General features: G+C 62.6%; 16 protein-coding genes. 9 read left to right on the top strand and 7 right to left on the bottom strand.

Translation table 11 applies throughout. From position 1 onward, the window contains the following. Positions 1 to 137: 137 nt before the first annotated feature. Entirely contained in the window at positions 138 to 707 is a 570-nt protein-coding gene (gene gfa / locus EN853_RS30505; RefSeq protein WP_127862714.1) for an S-(hydroxymethyl)glutathione synthase, read from the top strand. A 205-nt stretch (positions 708 to 912) separates the two neighbouring features. On the opposite strand, the gene EN853_RS30500 is transcribed toward gfa, so the two are convergent. The 4 genes from EN853_RS30500 to EN853_RS30485 form a co-directional block, all read right to left on the bottom strand. Then, positions 913 to 4104 (bottom strand): efflux RND transporter permease subunit, encoded by a 3192-nt coding sequence (locus EN853_RS30500; protein WP_127862713.1) that lies wholly within the window; start codon positions 4102 to 4104, stop codon positions 913 to 915. After that, a complete protein-coding gene (locus EN853_RS30495; RefSeq protein WP_348631619.1) occupies positions 4101 to 5111 on the bottom strand; it encodes an efflux RND transporter periplasmic adaptor subunit in 1011 nt (336 codons plus the stop codon). The genes EN853_RS30500 and EN853_RS30495 overlap by 4 nt, the downstream gene beginning before the upstream one ends. An 83-nt stretch (positions 5112 to 5194) precedes the next feature. Continuing rightward, complete coding sequence (locus tag EN853_RS30490; RefSeq protein ID WP_127248327.1) at positions 5195 to 5398, bottom strand: DUF2892 domain-containing protein; 204 nt, start codon at positions 5396 to 5398, stop codon at positions 5195 to 5197. Between the two features lie 29 nt (positions 5399 to 5427). Next, positions 5428 to 6720, bottom strand: a complete 1293-nt coding sequence (locus EN853_RS30485; RefSeq protein ID WP_127862712.1) for an FAD/NAD(P)-binding oxidoreductase — start codon at positions 6718 to 6720, stop codon at positions 5428 to 5430. A 183-nt stretch (positions 6721 to 6903) separates the two neighbouring features. Between EN853_RS30485 and EN853_RS30480 the strand changes: the two genes are divergently transcribed. Both EN853_RS30480 and EN853_RS30475 read left to right on the top strand, forming a co-directional pair. Next, positions 6904 to 7185 carry a metalloregulator ArsR/SmtB family transcription factor gene (locus tag EN853_RS30480; protein ID WP_348632621.1) on the top strand — a complete coding sequence of 94 codons (282 nt, stop codon included), beginning with the start codon at positions 6904 to 6906 and terminating at the stop codon, positions 7183 to 7185. Between the two features lie 142 nt (positions 7186 to 7327). Then, positions 7328 to 7732 carry a host attachment protein gene (locus EN853_RS30475; RefSeq protein WP_127862710.1) on the top strand — a complete coding sequence of 135 codons (405 nt, stop codon included), beginning with the start codon at positions 7328 to 7330 and terminating at the stop codon, positions 7730 to 7732. A 572-nt stretch (positions 7733 to 8304) separates the two neighbouring features. On the opposite strand, the gene EN853_RS30470 is transcribed toward EN853_RS30475, so the two are convergent. Both EN853_RS30470 and EN853_RS30465 read right to left on the bottom strand, forming a co-directional pair. Next, entirely contained in the window at positions 8305 to 9132 is an 828-nt protein-coding gene (locus EN853_RS30470) for a universal stress protein (protein ID WP_127862709.1), read from the bottom strand. A gap of 96 nt (positions 9133 to 9228) precedes the next feature. Further along, positions 9229 to 9762 carry a flavin reductase family protein gene (locus tag EN853_RS30465; RefSeq protein ID WP_127862708.1) on the bottom strand — a complete coding sequence of 178 codons (534 nt, stop codon included), beginning with the start codon at positions 9760 to 9762 and terminating at the stop codon, positions 9229 to 9231. Between the two features lie 413 nt (positions 9763 to 10175). Here EN853_RS30465 and EN853_RS30460 point away from each other — a divergent pair, with 413 nt between their 5' ends. The 5 genes from EN853_RS30460 (at position 10176) to EN853_RS30440 (ending at position 15328) form a co-directional block, all read left to right on the top strand. After that, entirely contained in the window at positions 10176 to 10559 is a 384-nt protein-coding gene (locus tag EN853_RS30460) for a phasin family protein (protein WP_127862707.1), read from the top strand. 339 nt (positions 10560 to 10898) lie between these two features. Continuing rightward, positions 10899 to 11225, top strand: coding sequence for a cytochrome c (locus EN853_RS30455; protein WP_127862716.1), 327 nt, complete (start codon positions 10899 to 10901; stop codon positions 11223 to 11225). A gap of 104 nt (positions 11226 to 11329) precedes the next feature. Then, positions 11330 to 11755: a DUF3775 domain-containing protein gene (locus tag EN853_RS30450; protein ID WP_127862706.1), complete on the top strand. Its 426-nt coding sequence runs from the start codon at positions 11330 to 11332 to the stop codon at positions 11753 to 11755. Between the two features lie 89 nt (positions 11756 to 11844). Beyond that, positions 11845 to 12681: a universal stress protein gene (locus EN853_RS30445; protein ID WP_127862705.1), complete on the top strand. Its 837-nt coding sequence runs from the start codon at positions 11845 to 11847 to the stop codon at positions 12679 to 12681. Positions 12682 to 12718: 37 nt separating this feature from the next. Beyond that, the gene (locus EN853_RS30440) at positions 12719 to 15328 is read left to right on the top strand and encodes a cation-translocating P-type ATPase (protein ID WP_127862704.1); all 2610 of its coding nucleotides are present in this window, start codon (positions 12719 to 12721) and stop codon (positions 15326 to 15328) included. Between the two features lie 176 nt (positions 15329 to 15504). On the opposite strand, the gene groL is transcribed toward EN853_RS30440, so the two are convergent. Beyond that, positions 15505 to 17127: a chaperonin GroEL gene (groL, locus tag EN853_RS30435; RefSeq protein WP_127862703.1), complete on the bottom strand. Its 1623-nt coding sequence runs from the start codon at positions 17125 to 17127 to the stop codon at positions 15505 to 15507. Positions 17128 to 17285: 158 nt separating this feature from the next. On the opposite strand from groL, the gene EN853_RS30430 reads away from it, so the two are divergent. After that, positions 17286 to 17795, top strand: a complete 510-nt coding sequence (locus EN853_RS30430; RefSeq protein ID WP_127862702.1) for a hydrolase — start codon at positions 17286 to 17288, stop codon at positions 17793 to 17795. Positions 17796 to 17799 lie beyond the last annotated feature (4 nt).

Raw genomic sequence — 17799 nt, 5'->3', positions numbered from 1 at the left:
CTGAAGCTGGAGGACATCAACAAGGGCTTCGACCTCATGCATGAGGGCAAATCGATCCGCAGCGTCGTGGTTTACTGAGGAAGCCGCAGGCCGCGGGCAATCCGCGACCCCTGCGGTCAAACATGGAGGAAGGTGGAATGGCGGAAAAACTGCATCCGAAGATCGACAATGGCCTGCCCAAGGAAAGCGCCTCCTTCTCCGGCGGCACGCTGGTCTGCGCCTGCACCAGCAATCCGGTGAAGGTGAAGGTCAAGGGCCAGATCGCTCACAACCATGCCTGCGGCTGCACCAAGTGCTGGAAGCCGGACGGTGCGATCTTCTCGGTGGTTGCCGTTGCCGGCACAACTGACGTCACCGTCACCGAGAACGGCGACAAGCTGAAGGTGGTCGACCCGGCAGCGCTGATCCAGCGCCATGCCTGCACCGGCTGCGGCGTGCACATGTACGGTCCGGTCGAGCGCGACCATCCCTTCAAGGGCCTGTCCTTCATCCATCCCGAGCGCTTCGAGGAGGATGGCTGGTCGCCGCCGGGCTTTGCCGCCTTCGTGTCGTCGATCATCGAATCCGGCGTCGATCCGAGCCGCATGGCCGGCATCCGCGCCCAGCTCAAATCGATCGGGCTCGAACCCTATGACTGCCTCAACCCAGGCCTGATGGACTACATCGCCACCTGGACGGCGAAGAAATCGGGTGCCCTAGCGGCCTGACAAGCCCTGCGATTTCTGCCATGGGGCTGGCTCACCTGCCGGCCCCATGTTCGCCTGGAGAGACGAAGCCCGCACCCGTCTCTACGTCGATGCCGACGATGCCACCGGCGTTTTGTGAGCCGATTCGCGATGCCAGCGACGACAAGCCGGGAGTGGCGGCATCCCGCCACGCCTGCGCCTGCCGCAAAGCTCGGCGATGATCTCCTCAAGTCCTCAATGCCACATAGATTGCCGGTATCACCAGAACCGTGAGCAGCGTCGAGGAGGCGAGGCCGAACAGCAACGATATCGCAAGGCCCTGGAAGATCGGGTCGGTCAGGATCACCGCAGCGCCAATCATGGCCGCGAGCGCGGTGAGCAGGATCGGCTTGAAGCGGATCGCGCCGGCCTTGAGCAGCACGGGAACGAGCGGTCCGTCAGTGGCCCTGGCGTGCCGGATGAAATCCACCAGCAGGATCGAATTGCGCACGATGATGCCGGCTAGCGCGATGAAGCCGATCATCGAGGTCGCCGAGAAGGGCGCTCCGAAGGCCCAGTGGCCAAGCATGATGCCGATGAGCGTAAGCGGGATCGGGGTCAGGATGACCAGCGGCAGCTTGAACGAGCCGAACTGCGCGACAACGAGGATGTAGATGCCGAGGATCGCCACCATGAAGGCGGCGCCCATATCGCGGAACGTCACCCAGGTCACTTCCCACTCGCCATCCCACAACAGGGTGGGTCTGGATTCGTCATCAGGCTGGCCGTGCAGCGCGATTTCCGGCTTGGGAACATTGCCCCAGTCCGCCTTGGCGATCGCGTCGTCCACAGCGAGCATGCCATAGACCGGCGCCTCGAACGCGCCGGCCAGCTCGCCCATCACCATTTCGGCTGGCCGCCCGTTGTGGCGGAAGATCGGGTAGGAGGCCGGCTCCCGGCTCACCCGCACGATGTCGCCGAGCTCGACAATGTCGCGCGCGCCGGGCAGCGCGTTGGCGGCCACCGGCGTTGCCAGGGCGCGCTGGCCGACCGCGCTGTTTGTCTTGGACAAAGCGATGCGGATGGGGATCGGCAGGCGTCCGCCTCCCCGGTGCGAGTAGCCGACCGTGGTCCCGCCATAGAGATAGCTCAGCGTGTCGTACACGTCCGCCTGCTCGACCTTGTAGTACTCCAGGCTGTCCTGGTCGATCGAAAGCCGGAGCCGCTCCGGCTGGTTGTGGAAGCTGTCGTCGACGTCGACGATGAACGGAATGCTGGCGAAGGTCTGGCGCACCTTGCCCGCAACTGCGCGCCGGGTCTCGGCATCAGGGCCGTAGACTTCGGCCAGCAGCGTGCCGAGCACGGGCGGCCCTGGGGGCGGCTCGACCACCTTCAGCACTGTGCCTTCCGGCATCGCCATTCCCTTGAGGCGTTCGCGCATGTCGAGCGCGATAGCGTGGCTGGCACGGCTGCGATCGCCCTTGGCAAGCAGGTTGACGGCGATGTCGCCCTGCTCCGGGCTCGATCGCAGGTAGTAATGGCGCACCAGGCCATTGAAGTTGAAAGGGGCCGAGGCGCTGGCGTAAGTCTGGAACGACACCACCTCCGGCACCGAGGCCAGCCGGTTCACGGCTGCCTGCAGCACGCGGTCGGTGTCCTCGATCGACGAGCCCCGGGGCAGGTCCGCCACGACCTGGAGTTCGGTCTTGTTGTCGAAAGGCAGAAGCTTGACCGTCACGTGCTTGGTATAGATCAGCGCCATGGATCCGAGCGTGGCGATGCCCACGATCAGGAGGAAGGCCCACGCCCTGAAACGCGACTTCAAGATCGGTCGCGCCACCGTGACATAGGCCCGTCCCAGTACGCCGCCATGCGCGCTGGCGGCATGATCGTAGGCGACGGTCTGATCCTTCCGGCCGAGTTTCATCATCAGCCACGGCGTCAGCATCACCGCGACGAAGAAGGAGAACAGCATCGCGGCCGAGGCGTTGGCCGGGATAGGGCTCATATACGGGCCCATGAGGCCTGAGACGAACAGCATCGGCAGCAGCGCCGCCACCACGGTCAGCGTCGCCACGATGGTGGGATTGCCGACCTCGGCGACCGCGTCGATCGCCGCCTGGGTGCGCGAACGTGCGTCGTCCATCGCCCAGTGGCGCGCGATGTTCTCGATGACCACGATCGCGTCGTCGACGAGGATGCCGATGGAAAAGATCAGCGCGAACAGGCTGACACGGTTCAGGGTGTAGCCCATGATGCGCGAGGCAAACATGGTCAGCAGGATCGTCGTGGGTATCACGACGGCGACCACCAGAGCTTCTCGCCAGCCTATGGCGACGGCGACCAACAGCACGATGGAGACGGTCGCTAGCCCAAGGTGGAAGAGCAGTTCATTGGCCTTCTCATTCGCCGTTTCGCCGTAGTTGCGCGTCACGACCATCTCGACGTCCTTAGGGAAGATCTGGCCGCGCACCTGATCCAGGCGCTTGACGATCGTATCGGCGATGACGACCGCATTGGTGCCTGGTCGCTTCGCGATCGCCACCGACACGGCTGGCGCGCGCGAGAGGGCGGTTCCGGACTTGGCGACGTTCATGACGCGGTTCTCCGCCGGCGACGTCGCAAGCACGATGCTGGCGACGTCGCGCACATAGACCGGGCGACCGTCGCGGGCCGTCAGCAAAAGGTTGCCGATGTCGGACAGGGCCTGCAGCGTCTGGCCGGCCACCAGGACCCGTTGATTGCCCTCGTCGCGAACCGTGCCGATCTGGAAGGAGCGGTTGGCGCCAGCGATCTTGCCGGTCAGTTGCTGCAGCGTGATACCGTACAGCGAAAGCTTTTCCGGATCCGGCTCGACCTGGATTTCTTCCGGCTGCTCTCCGACGATGTAGGTGAGACCGATATCGGGAAGCTTTGCGACCTCGACCTGCAGCTCATGCGCCAGGCGCGTCAGGTCCGCCGAGGAGTACCGCGCCGCCGCCTTTGGCGCCGGCGTCAGCGTCACGACCACGATCGCCACGTCATCGATGCCGCGCCCGACGATCAGCGGTTCCGGAATCCCGACGGGGATGCGGTCCATATTGGCGCGGACCTTGTCGTGCACGCGCAGGATCGCGGCGTCCGAGCTGGTGCCGACCTTGAAGCGGGCGGTCACCAGCGCGCCGTTATCCATGGTTTGCGAGTAGACGTGCTCCACCCCGTCTATGCCCTTTATGATCGTCTCCAGCGGCTCGGTGACCAGCTTGACGGCATCCTCCGCCTTCAGGCCGTTCGCGGACACGTGGATATCGACCATGGGTACGGAAATCTGCGGCTCCTCCTCGCGCGGCAGCGTGATCAAGGCCACAAGCCCGAGCGCCAGCGCGGCCAGCAGGAACAGGGGCGTCAGCGGCGATGCGATGAAGGAACGGGTCAGCCACCCGGCGATGCCGAGTTTCATGGCAGGACGACCTTGTCGCCATCGGCAAGACCGCTCAGGATCTCGATGCGCGGCTGGCCGGCGTCCTGGAATGTTCCGCCCCGCACGACCGCGACGTCAAGCGGCCCGTCCGCCATCTCGACTGTGACATAGTCTATGCCGTGGACGATCCTGAGTGCCTCAGGCGGAACGCCCAACATGGTCCGCTTGGCGACCGGTATGGACACGAGCGTGCGCTCGTTGACGAAATAGGTCCCGATATCGGCGACCTCGACGTCGGCAATCACGCGGCCATTCTCGATCTCGGGGTAGACCTTTGCGATCCGGCCTTCGCCAGCCTTGACGAAGCCGGCATTGGTGCCCGTGCCGCGTTGGCCGATATCGACTTGGGCGCCTTCCGTTATCTCGACGGCGTGCCGTTCCGGCAAAGACAGGCGTAGGTAATACTGGCCCGACGCCACTCGCGCGACGGGCTCGCCCGCCATGATCACCGAGCCGGCCGCGACGGGAACCGTCAGCACCCGGCCTCCGGCCGGAGCCAGGATATCGCCTTCCTTGGCGCTTTGCTCGATGACCGCCTTTTCGGCGATCGCGGCCGCAAGCTGGTTCGTGACGACATCGAACTGCGTCTTTGCCGCGTCGACCCGGCTTTGAGCCGCGGCACCCTTGGCCAGCAGGTCCTGCGCGCGCTGCAGATCGGTGCGGGCGCTGTCGAGTTGCGAATTCAGCGCCGCGATCTTGGCGTCGGCGGCTCTGAGCTGCAGCGCGAGCTTGTCGTCGACCACAGTGGCGACCACGTCGCCCTTGCCCACCTCGGCACCTTCCGTGACCCGGATGGACGAGACGGTCCCGGAGATCCTCGCTCTGGCCGGCAGGATGGTGCGGCTTTCCACCTGACCATACACCGCCTTCATCTCGGTGACCGTCGTGGCCTTGACGATGAATTCGGCCGCGCGCGCATCGACCGCGACAAGGCCGGCGGCGCCGATCAGAAGAATGTTCGCGAGGGTCGATCGCATGGTTCTCATTGCGCTTGTCCCGGTCTGTTGAAATGGGCCGGGAGACGACTTGTCCGTCCTCCCGGCTTACGCCTTTGCTCGACGACGTGCCGCTACTTGAACGCCACGCCGGGCTTGCAGCCGAGCTTCTTGAAGACCATCGCCGCCGGGCAGAAGCCCGTGACCGACGCCTGCACCATGTTGAGCCCGGCGAACGCGGTCAGCAGGAACCAGTAAGGCGAATAGTAGATGCCGAGCGCGAGCGATATCAGCACCATGAAGCCCGCGAACATGAGAACCGCCCTGTCTATCGTCATGATCCTTTTCTCCTGAAGATACGCCGGCGTCACTCGGCCGGCTCTGTGTGAATGGCTTTGAGTTTCTTGATGCCGAGCATGTCGAGCGCCAGCCCTTCGTAGAAGGTCTCGCTCTTCCCCTGCCGCACCTTGTGGAGGAAATATTTCTCGAACCCCACCTTCGCCGCATGCACCCACTTGCCCTGCAAGGACCAGTTGACGTTGCGCGGCGGGATCTGCGGCTGCGCCACGAAGGCTATGCCTTCGTCGCCGAAATCGGCGAGGCAGACCGCGTTCCAGGTCGCCACGGCCCTCGGCTGCTCGCCCTTGAGCAGCGCGGAGATATTTTCGGCTGTCGCCGTGACCATGGATTCGATCATGAAGCCGGTCTTCGGCACACCCACGGGCAGCGGCGTCTTGCCGACCGGCGGGATGGCCACACAGACGCCGACAGCGAAGACATTGGGGTAGGTCTGGTTGCGCTGGTGCTTGTCGATGGTGACGAAGCCGCGTGGATTGACCAGGCCCTCGATCCCCATCAACGCGGGAACGCCCCGAAACGCCGGCAGCATCATCGAGAAGGCGAAGGGAAGGTCATGCCTGGCCTTGGTCGTACTATCCTCGTTGACTTCCTCGACATGCATCAGACCGGCGTCGACCGAAGTCACTTTCGCATTGGTGATCCATTTGATGTGGCGATCGCGCATGGCGCTTTCGAGCAGACCCTTGGTGTCGCCGACCCCGTCAAGCCCGAGATGGCCGATATAGGGTTCCGGCGTCACGAAGGTCATCGGCACGCGGTCGCGCACCCTGGCCTTGCGCAACGCGGTGTCGAGGATGAAAGCGAATTCATAGGCCGGGCCGTAGCAGGAGGCGCCCTGGACCGCGCCCACAATGACTGGACCGGGATTGCGGACAAGTTCCTCAAACCTTGCCCGCGTGGCGACGGCGTGATCGATGTTGCAAATGGATTGGGTATATCCGGCAGGTCCGAGACCCGGCACCTCGTCGAAGGCAAGATCGGGGCCTGTCGCGATGATCAGATAGTCGTAGTCGACGAAGGAGCCATCGTTGAGCTCGACGCGGTTTTCCTTGGCATGCACCTTCTTCGCGCCTTCGGGACGCAGCGCGATGCCGCGCCGCTTGAAGGTATCCGCCAGATCGACAGTGACGTCATTGCGCTCCCGCCAACCGACCGCCACCCAAGGATTGGAAGGCACGAAGGAATAGGACGTGCCGAGCGTGATGACGGTCAGCCTATCCTCGCTGCGCAGCTTGGCGCGCATTTCGTACGCCATGATCGTGCCGCCGAGACCTGCTCCAAGGACGATGATATGGGACATGATGATCCTCCCGTGGTTCGACCGTCCGCAGCATTCTGCGCGGAAAGCCGGGTTCTGCGTTGATCGGGCTCAATTTCCAAACGGGGCGGCACGATTGTAAGGTGACGGCGTCGGTGAACCCGAATAGCGAGCTTGCATGTAACATTCAAAGAATATAAATTCAAGAACATGAATGTAAGAGATATGATCCCGGCCTCGGGCAGGGCGGCGGAACTGCTTCGGAGCCTATCCCATCCGCAGCGGTTGCTGGTGCTGTGCGCGCTTGGCAACGAGGAGCGTTCGGTCGCAGAGCTCCGAGAACTGCTCGACATCGATCAGGTGCCGATGTCGCAACAGCTCATGCGGCTGAGGGCCGATGGGCTGGTCGAAGCCCGCCGCAACGGGACGACCGTCTACTACCGCATCACAAGGCCGGAAGTGCTGACCGTCATCGAGGCGCTGCATTCGGCCTTCTGCCCGAAGTAGAAGCCTCCGCTCAGGCCGCTGACGGAATGCCCTTGCCTTGCTTGATCCAGGTCAAGGCAGCGCCACCGCATCTGCAATTTCCTTGTCCGTATTGATGCACCAGGCGGGCGAATGCCCGCCCGATCCGATGGCGGAGAGACATATGATCCTGAACAATGGCACCCTTGTCGCGGTTACGGACGGCGAGAAGCTGCGGCTGTTTCACAACAAAGGCCACGAACCTCATCTCGATCTGATCGAGGTTGAGGACCCCATCCTTGAAGTGGCCCGTGCAGGATCCGGCGGCAGGCATCGCAGCTCTACCGCCAATCCGGACGAGTCCCGGCTGCGTGAAGACGACTTTGCCGGATCGGTTGCGGCCTATCTCAACCACCAGGCGCTGGAGGAGGCGTGTGAGCACATATTGGTGATCGCCGATCCGCGCACACTTGGCGAAATGCGCAGGCACTACCAGCCGTCATTGAATGCGAAGCTGGTGGGCGAGATCTGCAAGGACTTCGTCAAACATTCAGTGGAATCGATCAAATACGCTGTCGCGACGGCGTGAGGTCGGCCTGATCGCCGGGAACCGGATGGGATCGTGAGCAGGGTCCTCGGCCGAGGGGCGAATTGTTGCGGCGCTCCAGCCTTGAACGAGGCAGTTGTTCCCCGATCGTTACCCGAAGTTCGATCTCAATTGGTGGCGGGGCGCCCAACCGACCCGGGGAGCCGTTTGGACGCCCAGTTCACAGAAGCGAGAAATGCGAGCCCAGGAAGACGAGGAATTGGCCGGTGATCAGAGGAACTCTCAAGACGGGACCGTCCTCTCCACTGTCCTGGACCGGTTGCCCGCGCACGCACGGATGCGCCTTCAGGACATCCCTCCAGATGGTTGGGAAGTCCGATCCCTTGCTTCTTTCGGCGTTGCACGCATCGACAAGCCGCGCGACCGCTTTTCTCATCAAGTGAAGATACCCTAAGTGCCTGCTTGCAACGCATATGCCCGAATAGGCTGGGAAGGATTTGATCTCGATCAATGCATCGAAAAGAACCGCGGCCGCACGACATCAAGCACCACATCGAGGATGCGCTGAAGCGCCCTGTCACCTTTGCCCTTTTTTGGTTACTCCAGAACCGGCGTCAGCTCGACATCAGCCGATTGAGCCAGACCTCGTTGAGTAGCGAACGGGTAACGCCGCCAAACACCCATTCCCTCAGTCGGCTATGTCCGTAGGCGCCCGATACAATCAATTCGGCATTGATCGAGGCGAGGAGATCAATGAGACGGTTGGCTTCATCGTCGTCCGTCTTGATGACTTCGGTGCGCGCCTTGATGCCGTGACCAGCGAGGAAGCTCGCCACGTCCTTGACGCCGTCCTTGATCCAATCATCCGGCCTGCGATCGACCGCGACGATGGTGACTTCGTTGGCCGTGGCCATCAGCGGCACGGCGTCTGCCACGGCGCGCCTCGCTTCGCGCGTGTCTTTCCAGGCAATGACGACCTTGCCAGTCGGCAGATCCGCCGTGCCATGGGCCGCGACCAACACGGGCCTGCCGGCGCGCAGCACCAAACTGCCCGGATCGGCCGTGCGGTAGGAATCGCCCGTGGATGCGCCCTGCGAGGCGCTGGTGACGATCAGGTCGGCCAGGCGTGAACTCCTGACCAGGGCGTGATCCGGGTTCTCGATCGAGCCACGCCAGTCTGTCTTGACCGCTCCGGCGACAAGGCTGTCGAACTCGCTACGCCGCTCCTTCATCTGTCGCCGGATTTCATCCCTCGACTGTTCCCAGAGTTCGGCGGCAACGGCCGCGCCCTCGGGCGCCATCGTCACCGGCAATGGAGCGTCGGCGGCACAGAAGCCGATCAGGCGTGCGTCAAAGCGCTTGGCAAGATCGATGGCGACCCGCGTCAGGGGGTCGATCGAACCGTCGATGCAGAGGTTCAGGAGAATGGTTTTGTAGCTCATCGAAGGCGCCTTCGATTTTAAGTGTTTTCGATGCGCCGAGGCTATCTTGCGGGCAGGGGTTCACCTTGATGCGGATCAAAACATGCCACCGGGCCCTCAAGGCTTGCGGGATTCGAAATGAATCACCTCGCCGTCCACCACGAAGGCGCCGTTCCCGATGTGATGGATCGTCTTCGGCCTCCGCTGTTGCGGATCGATCCAGGCTTTCAGGACTTCAAGGACGAACAGATTGTATTTGTTGACCAGGCGCGTATCGACGACGCGGCATTCGAGATTGGCGAAGCACTCGGCAATCAGCGGCGCCGACACCCGCTCGGCGGGCAGCGGCGTCAGCCAGGCCGTAGCGAATTTGTCCGTATCCCGACCGGAGCAGTTGCCGACCCTGACGACCTTCTCCGCCAACTCGACGGCGGGAAGCGCGATCACGCATTCCTTTGTCTGCCGCAAGGTGAAGAACGAGAGGTCGCCGCTGGACACGATGCAGGCAATCCTGGGCGGCGCCACCTCAACCATCATGTGCCAGGACATGGTCATGACATTGGCGCGGCCGCCGCTGGATCTGGTCGACAGCAGGACGACCGGACCGGGTTCGATGAGCCGATAAACTTCGGCGAGCGGCAGTTCCTTCATCCCGTTCCTCGCTAGGCGTCCCCAACACTCGTCGACTTTGTCGCCGCCAATGCCGCCCTTTGCCTTGATCACGGTCAAAGCCGAGATGCGCGGTCGGGGCAGCGCAGGGGCCGGCGGGGTCGCTCGAAACGGCGCGACAGCCGAATCCGATTGATCGCGATCAATGCCGGTTTGAATAGGCCCTGCGATGTTCGAACGGTACCAACAAGGGGCTCGACCGTGTCTGTGGAAGACATCCTCCTCTGGGGCGCCGTGCTCTGCCTCACCTTTATTGCCGGGGCCGCGATCTATTTCGAATTGCCTTCGTCCAAGACAGGCAAGCATCCGTCGGCAGGCTATGGCTTCGGGCGCCGCTCGCGGTCTCGCCGGCCGAAAACAAAACGTTGAAATCCAAGAGCGAAAGGAAAAACGTCATGATCTGGAATGCAGATGATTTTCGCGCGCCGGAGTCGCTCCCTTTCGGCAAGACGGGACAGAAATACCTGCGGGCCAGCGCCGCTCTGCAGGCCCAATCGATCCGTGCCCTGCTGCGCTACCAGATCGAAGGCTTGTCCTTCCTCAAGCGGCGGTTCGAGGATGACCTGAAACTCCTCGACAAGCTGACGGGCGGCGACGAATTCATCGATGCTTTCGACGTGTTCGCGAACTTCGTCCAGAACGCCACTTCCGACTATGCGAACGAGGTCGGCAAGTTCGCTTCCATCGGCGCCAAGCTTGCCACCGAAACAGCCGGGCGGGTTCGGAAAGAGGCGGAAACAACTGTCGACGACATCGCTGCGGCAACCCTCCCGACCTGAGAATGTTGCGATCAAAAAGAGCGGGCGGAAATCTGCCGCCGATCGCTCCTCCGTCCTGAGCATTCACGACAAGGCGGATGACCGCGGGATGTGACAAAAGTCGACGCGGATGAATGGGCGAAGAACGCGACCGTGGCATATGGCTCCTGGTGACCGGCCTGGGTTGAATGGTTGACGCGCCACTCCAGCCGTGAGGTCGCGGCCGACCGGTCCGACGCCGCAGGCGGCTTGAAGGCGATTTGCGCGGCGCCCGGCACGTATGTCCTTGAACGATAGAGCTTTTTCGACGATTTGAGCCAGGTCAAGGCGCGGCGTCCATTCATGGCGTATCGGGATGCCATGAAACGTCGAACAGCATTCGAGATCCTGCCGTTTGCAGTCGCCTTCGCATTGCCCGCCTGGGCGGGCGATGGTTCGCAGATTGCCTATGGCAAGAGGCTGGTCGAAACGAACTGCGCGCGCTGCCATGCAGTTGGCCCGACTGGTGCGAGCACCCACCCCGATGCTCCGCCTTTTCGTTCATTGCGCCTGCGCTATCCGATCGAAGACCTGCAAGAAGCTTTGGCGGAGGGAATTTCCACTGGCCACCCGGATATGCCCGAGTTCGTGGCCGCCCCTGATCAGATCGAGGCCATCATCGCTTACATCGGGAGCCTCAATCGATAAGGGGACCATGCCGGGCGTCCAGTGCGCCGTAGTCAAGGTTCCCAGGGTTTGGGCAACGCGCGATCCGCGAAGAGAAGGTACTGAGGACGAAAAGGAGATGTCGGATGAAACGCGGAATCGGAAGTGAGGACGCCGAGACGCCTGAGCTGGCAATTCCGGTCCGGAAGGTCTGCTTCATAATCGCCAAGGCACATGAATTCGACGTCAAGGTTGCGGTTACCGAGCCGGATGCGGGATCCAATCCCACGGACGACAATGAGATTGCGGTGCTTCAGGACCACAATGACGATCCTGTGCGTGAAGAACTTGGCTCGCTGATCTCGGAGCTCTCCATCGACGAGCAGATCGACCTCGTGGCGTTGACCTGGCTCGGCAGGGATGACGGCCAGGCGGCCGAATGGGAGGAGGTCCGCCAGCAGGCCGCCTACGCCCACAACAAACGCACGGCCCGCTATCTATGCGGCAACCCGCTGCTGGGCGATCACCTCGAGGCGGGACTCGATGCCCTCGGCCTGTCTTGCTCCGACTGAACCGAGGTTGATCCGCATCAAAGCGGGAAACGCGCATCGACCGATTCATTTGCCGACGGCGAAAGCACAACGTCAAAGGACACAAGCCAATGCAGCTCTTAGCATCTCTGTTCTTGCCGACCTATCCCGACCCTCCCGGTCCCAAGGTTGTATCGAATGCAGTGGCAGTGGCCCGGCAGCTCGACGCGATGCTGGATACGGCGGTCATCAACGTCGACATTCCGGACGTTTCGAATGCCTTGTCCAGCTTTCTGCTCGACCTCCCCGCCAAGATACGCGAGGTCGAGGCTGCCAGCCGAAGCCGCGGCAAGGCATTGCTGGACGCGGTCGCGGCTGACGCCGCGAGGTGCGGCGTGCCGCTGACGAGGCAGGAACTGAAAGCGCAGCCTGCCCTGATCGGAGAGACTGTAGCCAAGGAAGGGCGCTACTTCGATCTCTGCCTGGTGGGCTGGACGCGAGACGACGAGGCCACCCGGATGACTGCCGAGGAGGTTGTGTTCAGCTCTGGTCGGCCGACATTGATTCTTCCGGGCGAGAGGGATGTCGGCGTCCTTGGCCATGTGGTCATCGCCTGGGACGGCAGCCGCGTGGCGGCAAGGGCGGTCGCGGATGCCGCGCCATTCCTGGAGCGGGCATCGGCGATAACGATCGTGACGGTTACGGACGAGAAAGTGCTGCCAAGCCAGGATGTCGCCGAACGTCTTGCGCAGGGGCTTGCAGTCCGCGGTCTGCGCGCGACAGCGGCGTCTATTCAAACCGGGGGGAAGGAAATCGGCATAGCCCTGCAGGAGCACGCCGTGAAGATAGGCGGCAATCTGCTCGTCATGGGTGGATGGGGCCACTCGCGTTTGAGGGACTTTGTGCTTGGCGGAGCCACAGAAGGCATTCTGTCGGATCTTCGCTTGCCGGTCCTGATGTCGCATTAGGGCAGGGCCCACCCCTGGAACATTTGGACCTGAGCAAATGCCGAGGGCCGCGGCCAAGCATCAAGCGAATGAAATAGAACCGGGCGCTTCGACGCCTTGCGGCCTGAGCGAAGCCGAGGCGCGGGCCAGGCTTCTGGCCGAGGGGCCGAACGAGCTACCCAGATCCAGGCGTCGGACACCGTTGAGAATTGCCATCGAGGTCGTGCGCGAGCCGATGCTTGCGCTCCTGCTTGGTGGTGGCGCGGTCTATCTCCTGCTTGGCGATCTGCGGGAAGCATTGACCCTGCTGTGTTTCGCCACTTTGTCGATTGCAATAACGATCATCCAGGAAGCACGCACAGAGCGTGTCCTGGAGGCCCTTCGCGATCTCACAAGCCCTCGCGCCCTGGTCGTGCGCGACAGCGAACGCCGTCGCGTTGCCGGTCGCGAGGTGGTGCGCGGCGACATCGTCATGCTTGCGGAGGGAGACCGTATTCCCGCCGACCTGCTGCTGGTCCAAAGCCGTGATCTTCAAGTCGACGAATCCTTGCTCACCGGCGAATCCGTTCCGGTGAGGAAGGCAGCGGCCACGTCGCTGGATCGGACGGTCAAATACCGGCCAGGCGGCGATGACGTCCCCGCCGCATTTTCGGGGTCGCTTGTTGTTCGCGGCTCGGGCATCGGTGAAGCGGTGGCGACCGGCGCACGAACGCAAATCGGGGCAATCGGGCAGGCGCTGAGCAGCTTGGAGAGCGAGGCGCCTCGTCTGCAAATGCAGACCAGACGTCTTGTGCGATTTTTTGCCATGGCCGGCGCGACCATCAGCGCACTGGTGGTGCTGCTGTACGGCTGGCTGCGAGGCGGATGGCTTGACGGGATATTGGCGGGTATTGCCCTGGGCATGTCGATGCTGCCGGAAGAATTCCCGATGGTGCTGACGATTTTTATGGCCATGGGCGCCTGGCGCATATCTCAGGTGCGAGTGCTGACCCGTCGAGCCGCAGCAATCGAGACGCTTGGGTCCGCGACCGTGCTCTGCACGGACAAGACTGGAACGCTGACCAAAAATCAGATGGCCGTTGCAGAGTTGAGGACGCCGGACGGCGGCGTCTTCTCGCTTCTGAATGGCTCAGGCGTCGTTCCCGAGGCATTCCGCGATCTGGTCGAACTTGGTGTGCTTGCCAGTGCCGAGATCCCTTTCGATCCTATGGAAAAGGCGTTTTACGAGCTAGCGTCTGAAAGACTGCCGAGGCGGCCGGGCATAAGCGATCGACAACTGGTCCGCTCCTACGGCCTGCGGCCAGAGCTGCTGGCAATGTCGAACGTCTGGCGGACGGGCGTGGGCAATCCGGATTGTCTCGTCGCCGCCAAAGGCTCGCCGGAGGCGATACTAAAGCTTTGTCGCTTGGGCGCGGACCGGGTCGTCTCGATCCGAAAGGACGCCGATGCCATGGCTGCCGATGGATTAAGAGTCCTGGGGGTGGCACGCGCGCGACATGCCGAGAGCAGATTGGTCGATGAGCAAACCGGCTTTGCTTTCGAATTCGTAGGCCTGGTCGGGCTGGCTGATCCGCTGCGGCCGGAGGTTCGGGACGCCGTGGCCTCTTGCCGGTCGGCGGGGATCCGCGTGGTTATGATCACCGGGGACTATCCTGCCACCGCAAAGGCCATTGCGCGCGAGGCCGGATTGGACTTCGCGGATGTCGTCACGGGCGAAGAGCTGAGGGCGCTGAGCGCGGCAGACCTTTGCAGGGCGGTGAAGACGACCACCGTGTTTGCGCGAATTATGCCCGACCAGAAACTGGCCATCGTGAGTGCCCTGAAAGCGAACGGCGAAATCGTCGCGATGACCGGGGACGGGGTCAACGATGCTCCCTCGCTGAAAGCCGCCGACATCGGCATAGCCATGGGTGGACGCGGCACGGACGTTGCCCGTGAAGCTTCCTCCATCGTTCTTCTCGACGACGACTTCGGTTCGATCGTCAAGACAATCAGGCTGGGACGGCGCATCTACGACAATTTGCGAAAGGCGATGAGCTTCATCTTCGCCGTGCACATACCGATCGCCGGGCTGGCTCTGATGCCATTGTTGTTCGGCCTGCCCATTCTGTTCGGGCCGATTCACATCGCTTTTCTGGAAATGGTGATAGACCCCGTCTGTTCGCTCGTCTTCGAGGCGGAGTCCGAGGAAGAAGACATAATGGAGCGGCCGGCGCGGGATCCGGAAGAGGCGCTATTTACGCGTCCATTGATGGCTTGGAGCCTGGTCCAGGGCGTGCTGGCATGGGCAGTTGTCGCCGCTGTCTTCCTGCTCGGCCTTGACTGGGGGATTCCGGAAAATGAGCTCCGCGCCCTGACTTTCTTTGCCCTGGTGGTAAGCATAGTCGGCTTGGTTCTGGTCAATCGTGCCTTCAGCGCCTCGCTGGTCTCAGCGCTATTGAGACCCAATCGCGCTCTTGGCGCCGTCATCGCCATCGACTCGACAGTGCTCGGACTGGTGCTCCTGTGGCCGTCCGCAAACGCCCTCTTCCAATTTGAACCACCGAGGCTGAGCGATCTGGCTGCGGTGCTGGCGGCCGCGGTTGGGTTGGTCGCCTTGCTCGAATTGCTTAAATCGCTGGGCGCAGCCCACCAGCTGAAGCATTTTGCAGCCAGGCGGAACCGCTAGGTGTCGCGGAAAGGCGGCTAAAGCAGACCGATCGAGCGGGATGCCAAGTTCAATTTGAATGCATCCTGCCTTAGTGGGGGCAATGCGCGCCGAAAGGCGCCCAACCTGCATCTCCCGAGATGTGGGCTCCAAGCATCGCCACGCCGGAACACGCGCCTGGGGATCGCCGGACTCATCTACATCGACATTTCCGGTTCGAGCGAGCGTTCCTTTGCCGGCTCCGGAATCTCGGTCATGGTCGCTTCCGTCAAGAGCAGGACGCTGGCGACCGAGACGGCGTTCTCCAGCGCGATGCGCACCACCTTGGTCGGGTCGATGATGCCGGCCTCGACGAGGTCGACATATTCCTTACGGCCTGCGTCGAAGCCGAAATTTCCCTTCCCATCGGTCATCCTGGCGACGACGACCCCACCGTCGACAGCCGAATTCTCGGCGATCTGGCGCACAGGCGTTTCGAGCGCGCGCTTGAGGATCTGGACACCGGTGCGCTCATCACCTTCGCAACGCGCTTCTTCCTCCGCGACCGCACCGATGCAGCGCAGCAAAGCCAGTCCGCCGCCAGGCACTATGCCCTCCGCGACGGCCGCCTTGGTGGCGCTGATCGCATCGTCGAGCGCTTCCTTCTTGGATTTCATCTCGGCCTCGGTGGGCGCGCCGACCTTGATGACGGCCACGCCGCCGGCGAGCTTGGCCAGCCGCTCCTGGAGTTTTTCGCGATCGTAATCGCTGGTGGTGTCGCCGATCTCGCGACGGATCTGCTCGACGCGCGCTTTGATCGCCTTCTGGTCGCCGCTGCCGCCGATGATCGTGGTGTTATCCTTGTCGACCACCACGCGCTTGGCGCGCCCCAACTGCGCCATCGTGACGTTCTCGAGCTTGAGGCCGATGTCCTCGGAAATGACCTGCCCTCCAGTCAGGATGGCGATGTCCTGGAGCATGGCCTCGCGGCGGTCGCCGAAGCCCGGCGCCTTCACGGCGCAGTTCTTGAAGGTGCCGCGGATCTGGTTGACGATGAGCGTGGCCAGCGCCTCGCCCTCGACATCCTCCGCGATCACCAGCAATGGCGAACCCGATTTCGCTACCGCCTCAAGCAGCTTGATGAGGTCGTTGAGCGAGGCGATCTTTTTCTCCACGATGAGCACCAGCGCGTCTTCCAGCACCGCTTCCATCTTCTCGGGATCGGTCACGAAGTAGGGAGAGAGGAAGCCGCGGTCGAATTGCATGCCTTCGACCACATCGAGGACCGTTTCGGTGGTCTTCGATTCCTCGACCGTGATCACACCCTCGCCACCGACCTTCTCCATGGCCTCGCCGATCAGCTCGCCGATGAGAGGGTCGTTGTGCGCGGAGATCGTAGCCACCTGTTCCTTCTCGCGCCTGGTCGAGACCGGTCGCGATATCTGCTTGAGCGTTTCGATCGCGCGCTTCGTTGCACGGTCGAGACCGCGCTTGATGTCGATGGCGCTCGCGCCCGCGACGACATTGCGCACGCCATCGGCGAACATCGCGTGGGCGAGGATGGTCGAGGTGCTAGTGCCGTCGCCAACCATGTCGCCGGTCTTCTCGGCTGCCTGCCTCAGCATGCGCGCGCCGAGATTTTCCTCCGCGTCCTTCAGGTCGAACTCCTTGGCGATCGTCACTCCGTCGTTGCAGACGATAGGCGCGCCCCATTTCTTCTCGATCAGCACCGACTTCGAGCGCGGACCGAGCGTCACCCGCACGGCGTCGGCCAGTTGGGTGGCGCCGCGAAGGATCTTTTCGCGTGCCGCTGAGCGGAACAAAACCTGTTTGTGGGCCATGCCCATCTCCGGACGCCTACCAGATCGTTCCAGCTAACAGTCATCCCGTCGGTCGGCCTTGATGCGCGTCAAACGCGTTTCGTTCGTTGTTGACGAGGATCAATGACGGCGGGCGCCTGACCTGCTGGATGGTGCCGATCGGATCCAGGGGAACAAACATGCAGACGAATGAGACGCCCCGATACGACGACAGCGTGAACACCACCGGCTGCTGCCCCCGGTTCAATCCCGAGGGCTGGGACGGTCAGGAACTGCACTTCAGGGACAAGCGCTTCCTGCGAGCGACCACCCGCAGCGTCATGCATATCCCGCTGAACATGGGCAACGTGTTCTCGCGCGTCAACAGGCATATCGACGACGCGGAAGCCTCGGCGACGGATCAATTCATCGTGCTCAGCCGGGATATTTCGCCCTGGAGCAGCGAGCATCTGTTCTCGGTTGCGAAATCGGTTCCCGGGGAAGAAATGACGACGCTGAGCGGCGACTTTATGACGAAAGTGTTCGAGGGCCCCTACAGCCAGGCAAGGCAGTGGCTGGAGGAGATGCGGCAGATCGCGCGCGATCGGAAATCGGAGCCGGGCAACGTCTATTTCTTCTATACGACGTGCCCGAAATGCGCCAAGGCCTATGGAAAGAACTATGTCGTTGGTGTCACGGCGGTAGCCTAGCACC

This window comes from Mesorhizobium sp. M1C.F.Ca.ET.210.01.1.1 (assembly GCF_004791585.1).
GTDB lineage: Bacteria > Pseudomonadota > Alphaproteobacteria > Rhizobiales > Rhizobiaceae > Mesorhizobium.
Note: the sequence above shows the minus strand (reverse complement) of the source record. Positions and strands in the feature narration are given on the sequence as shown.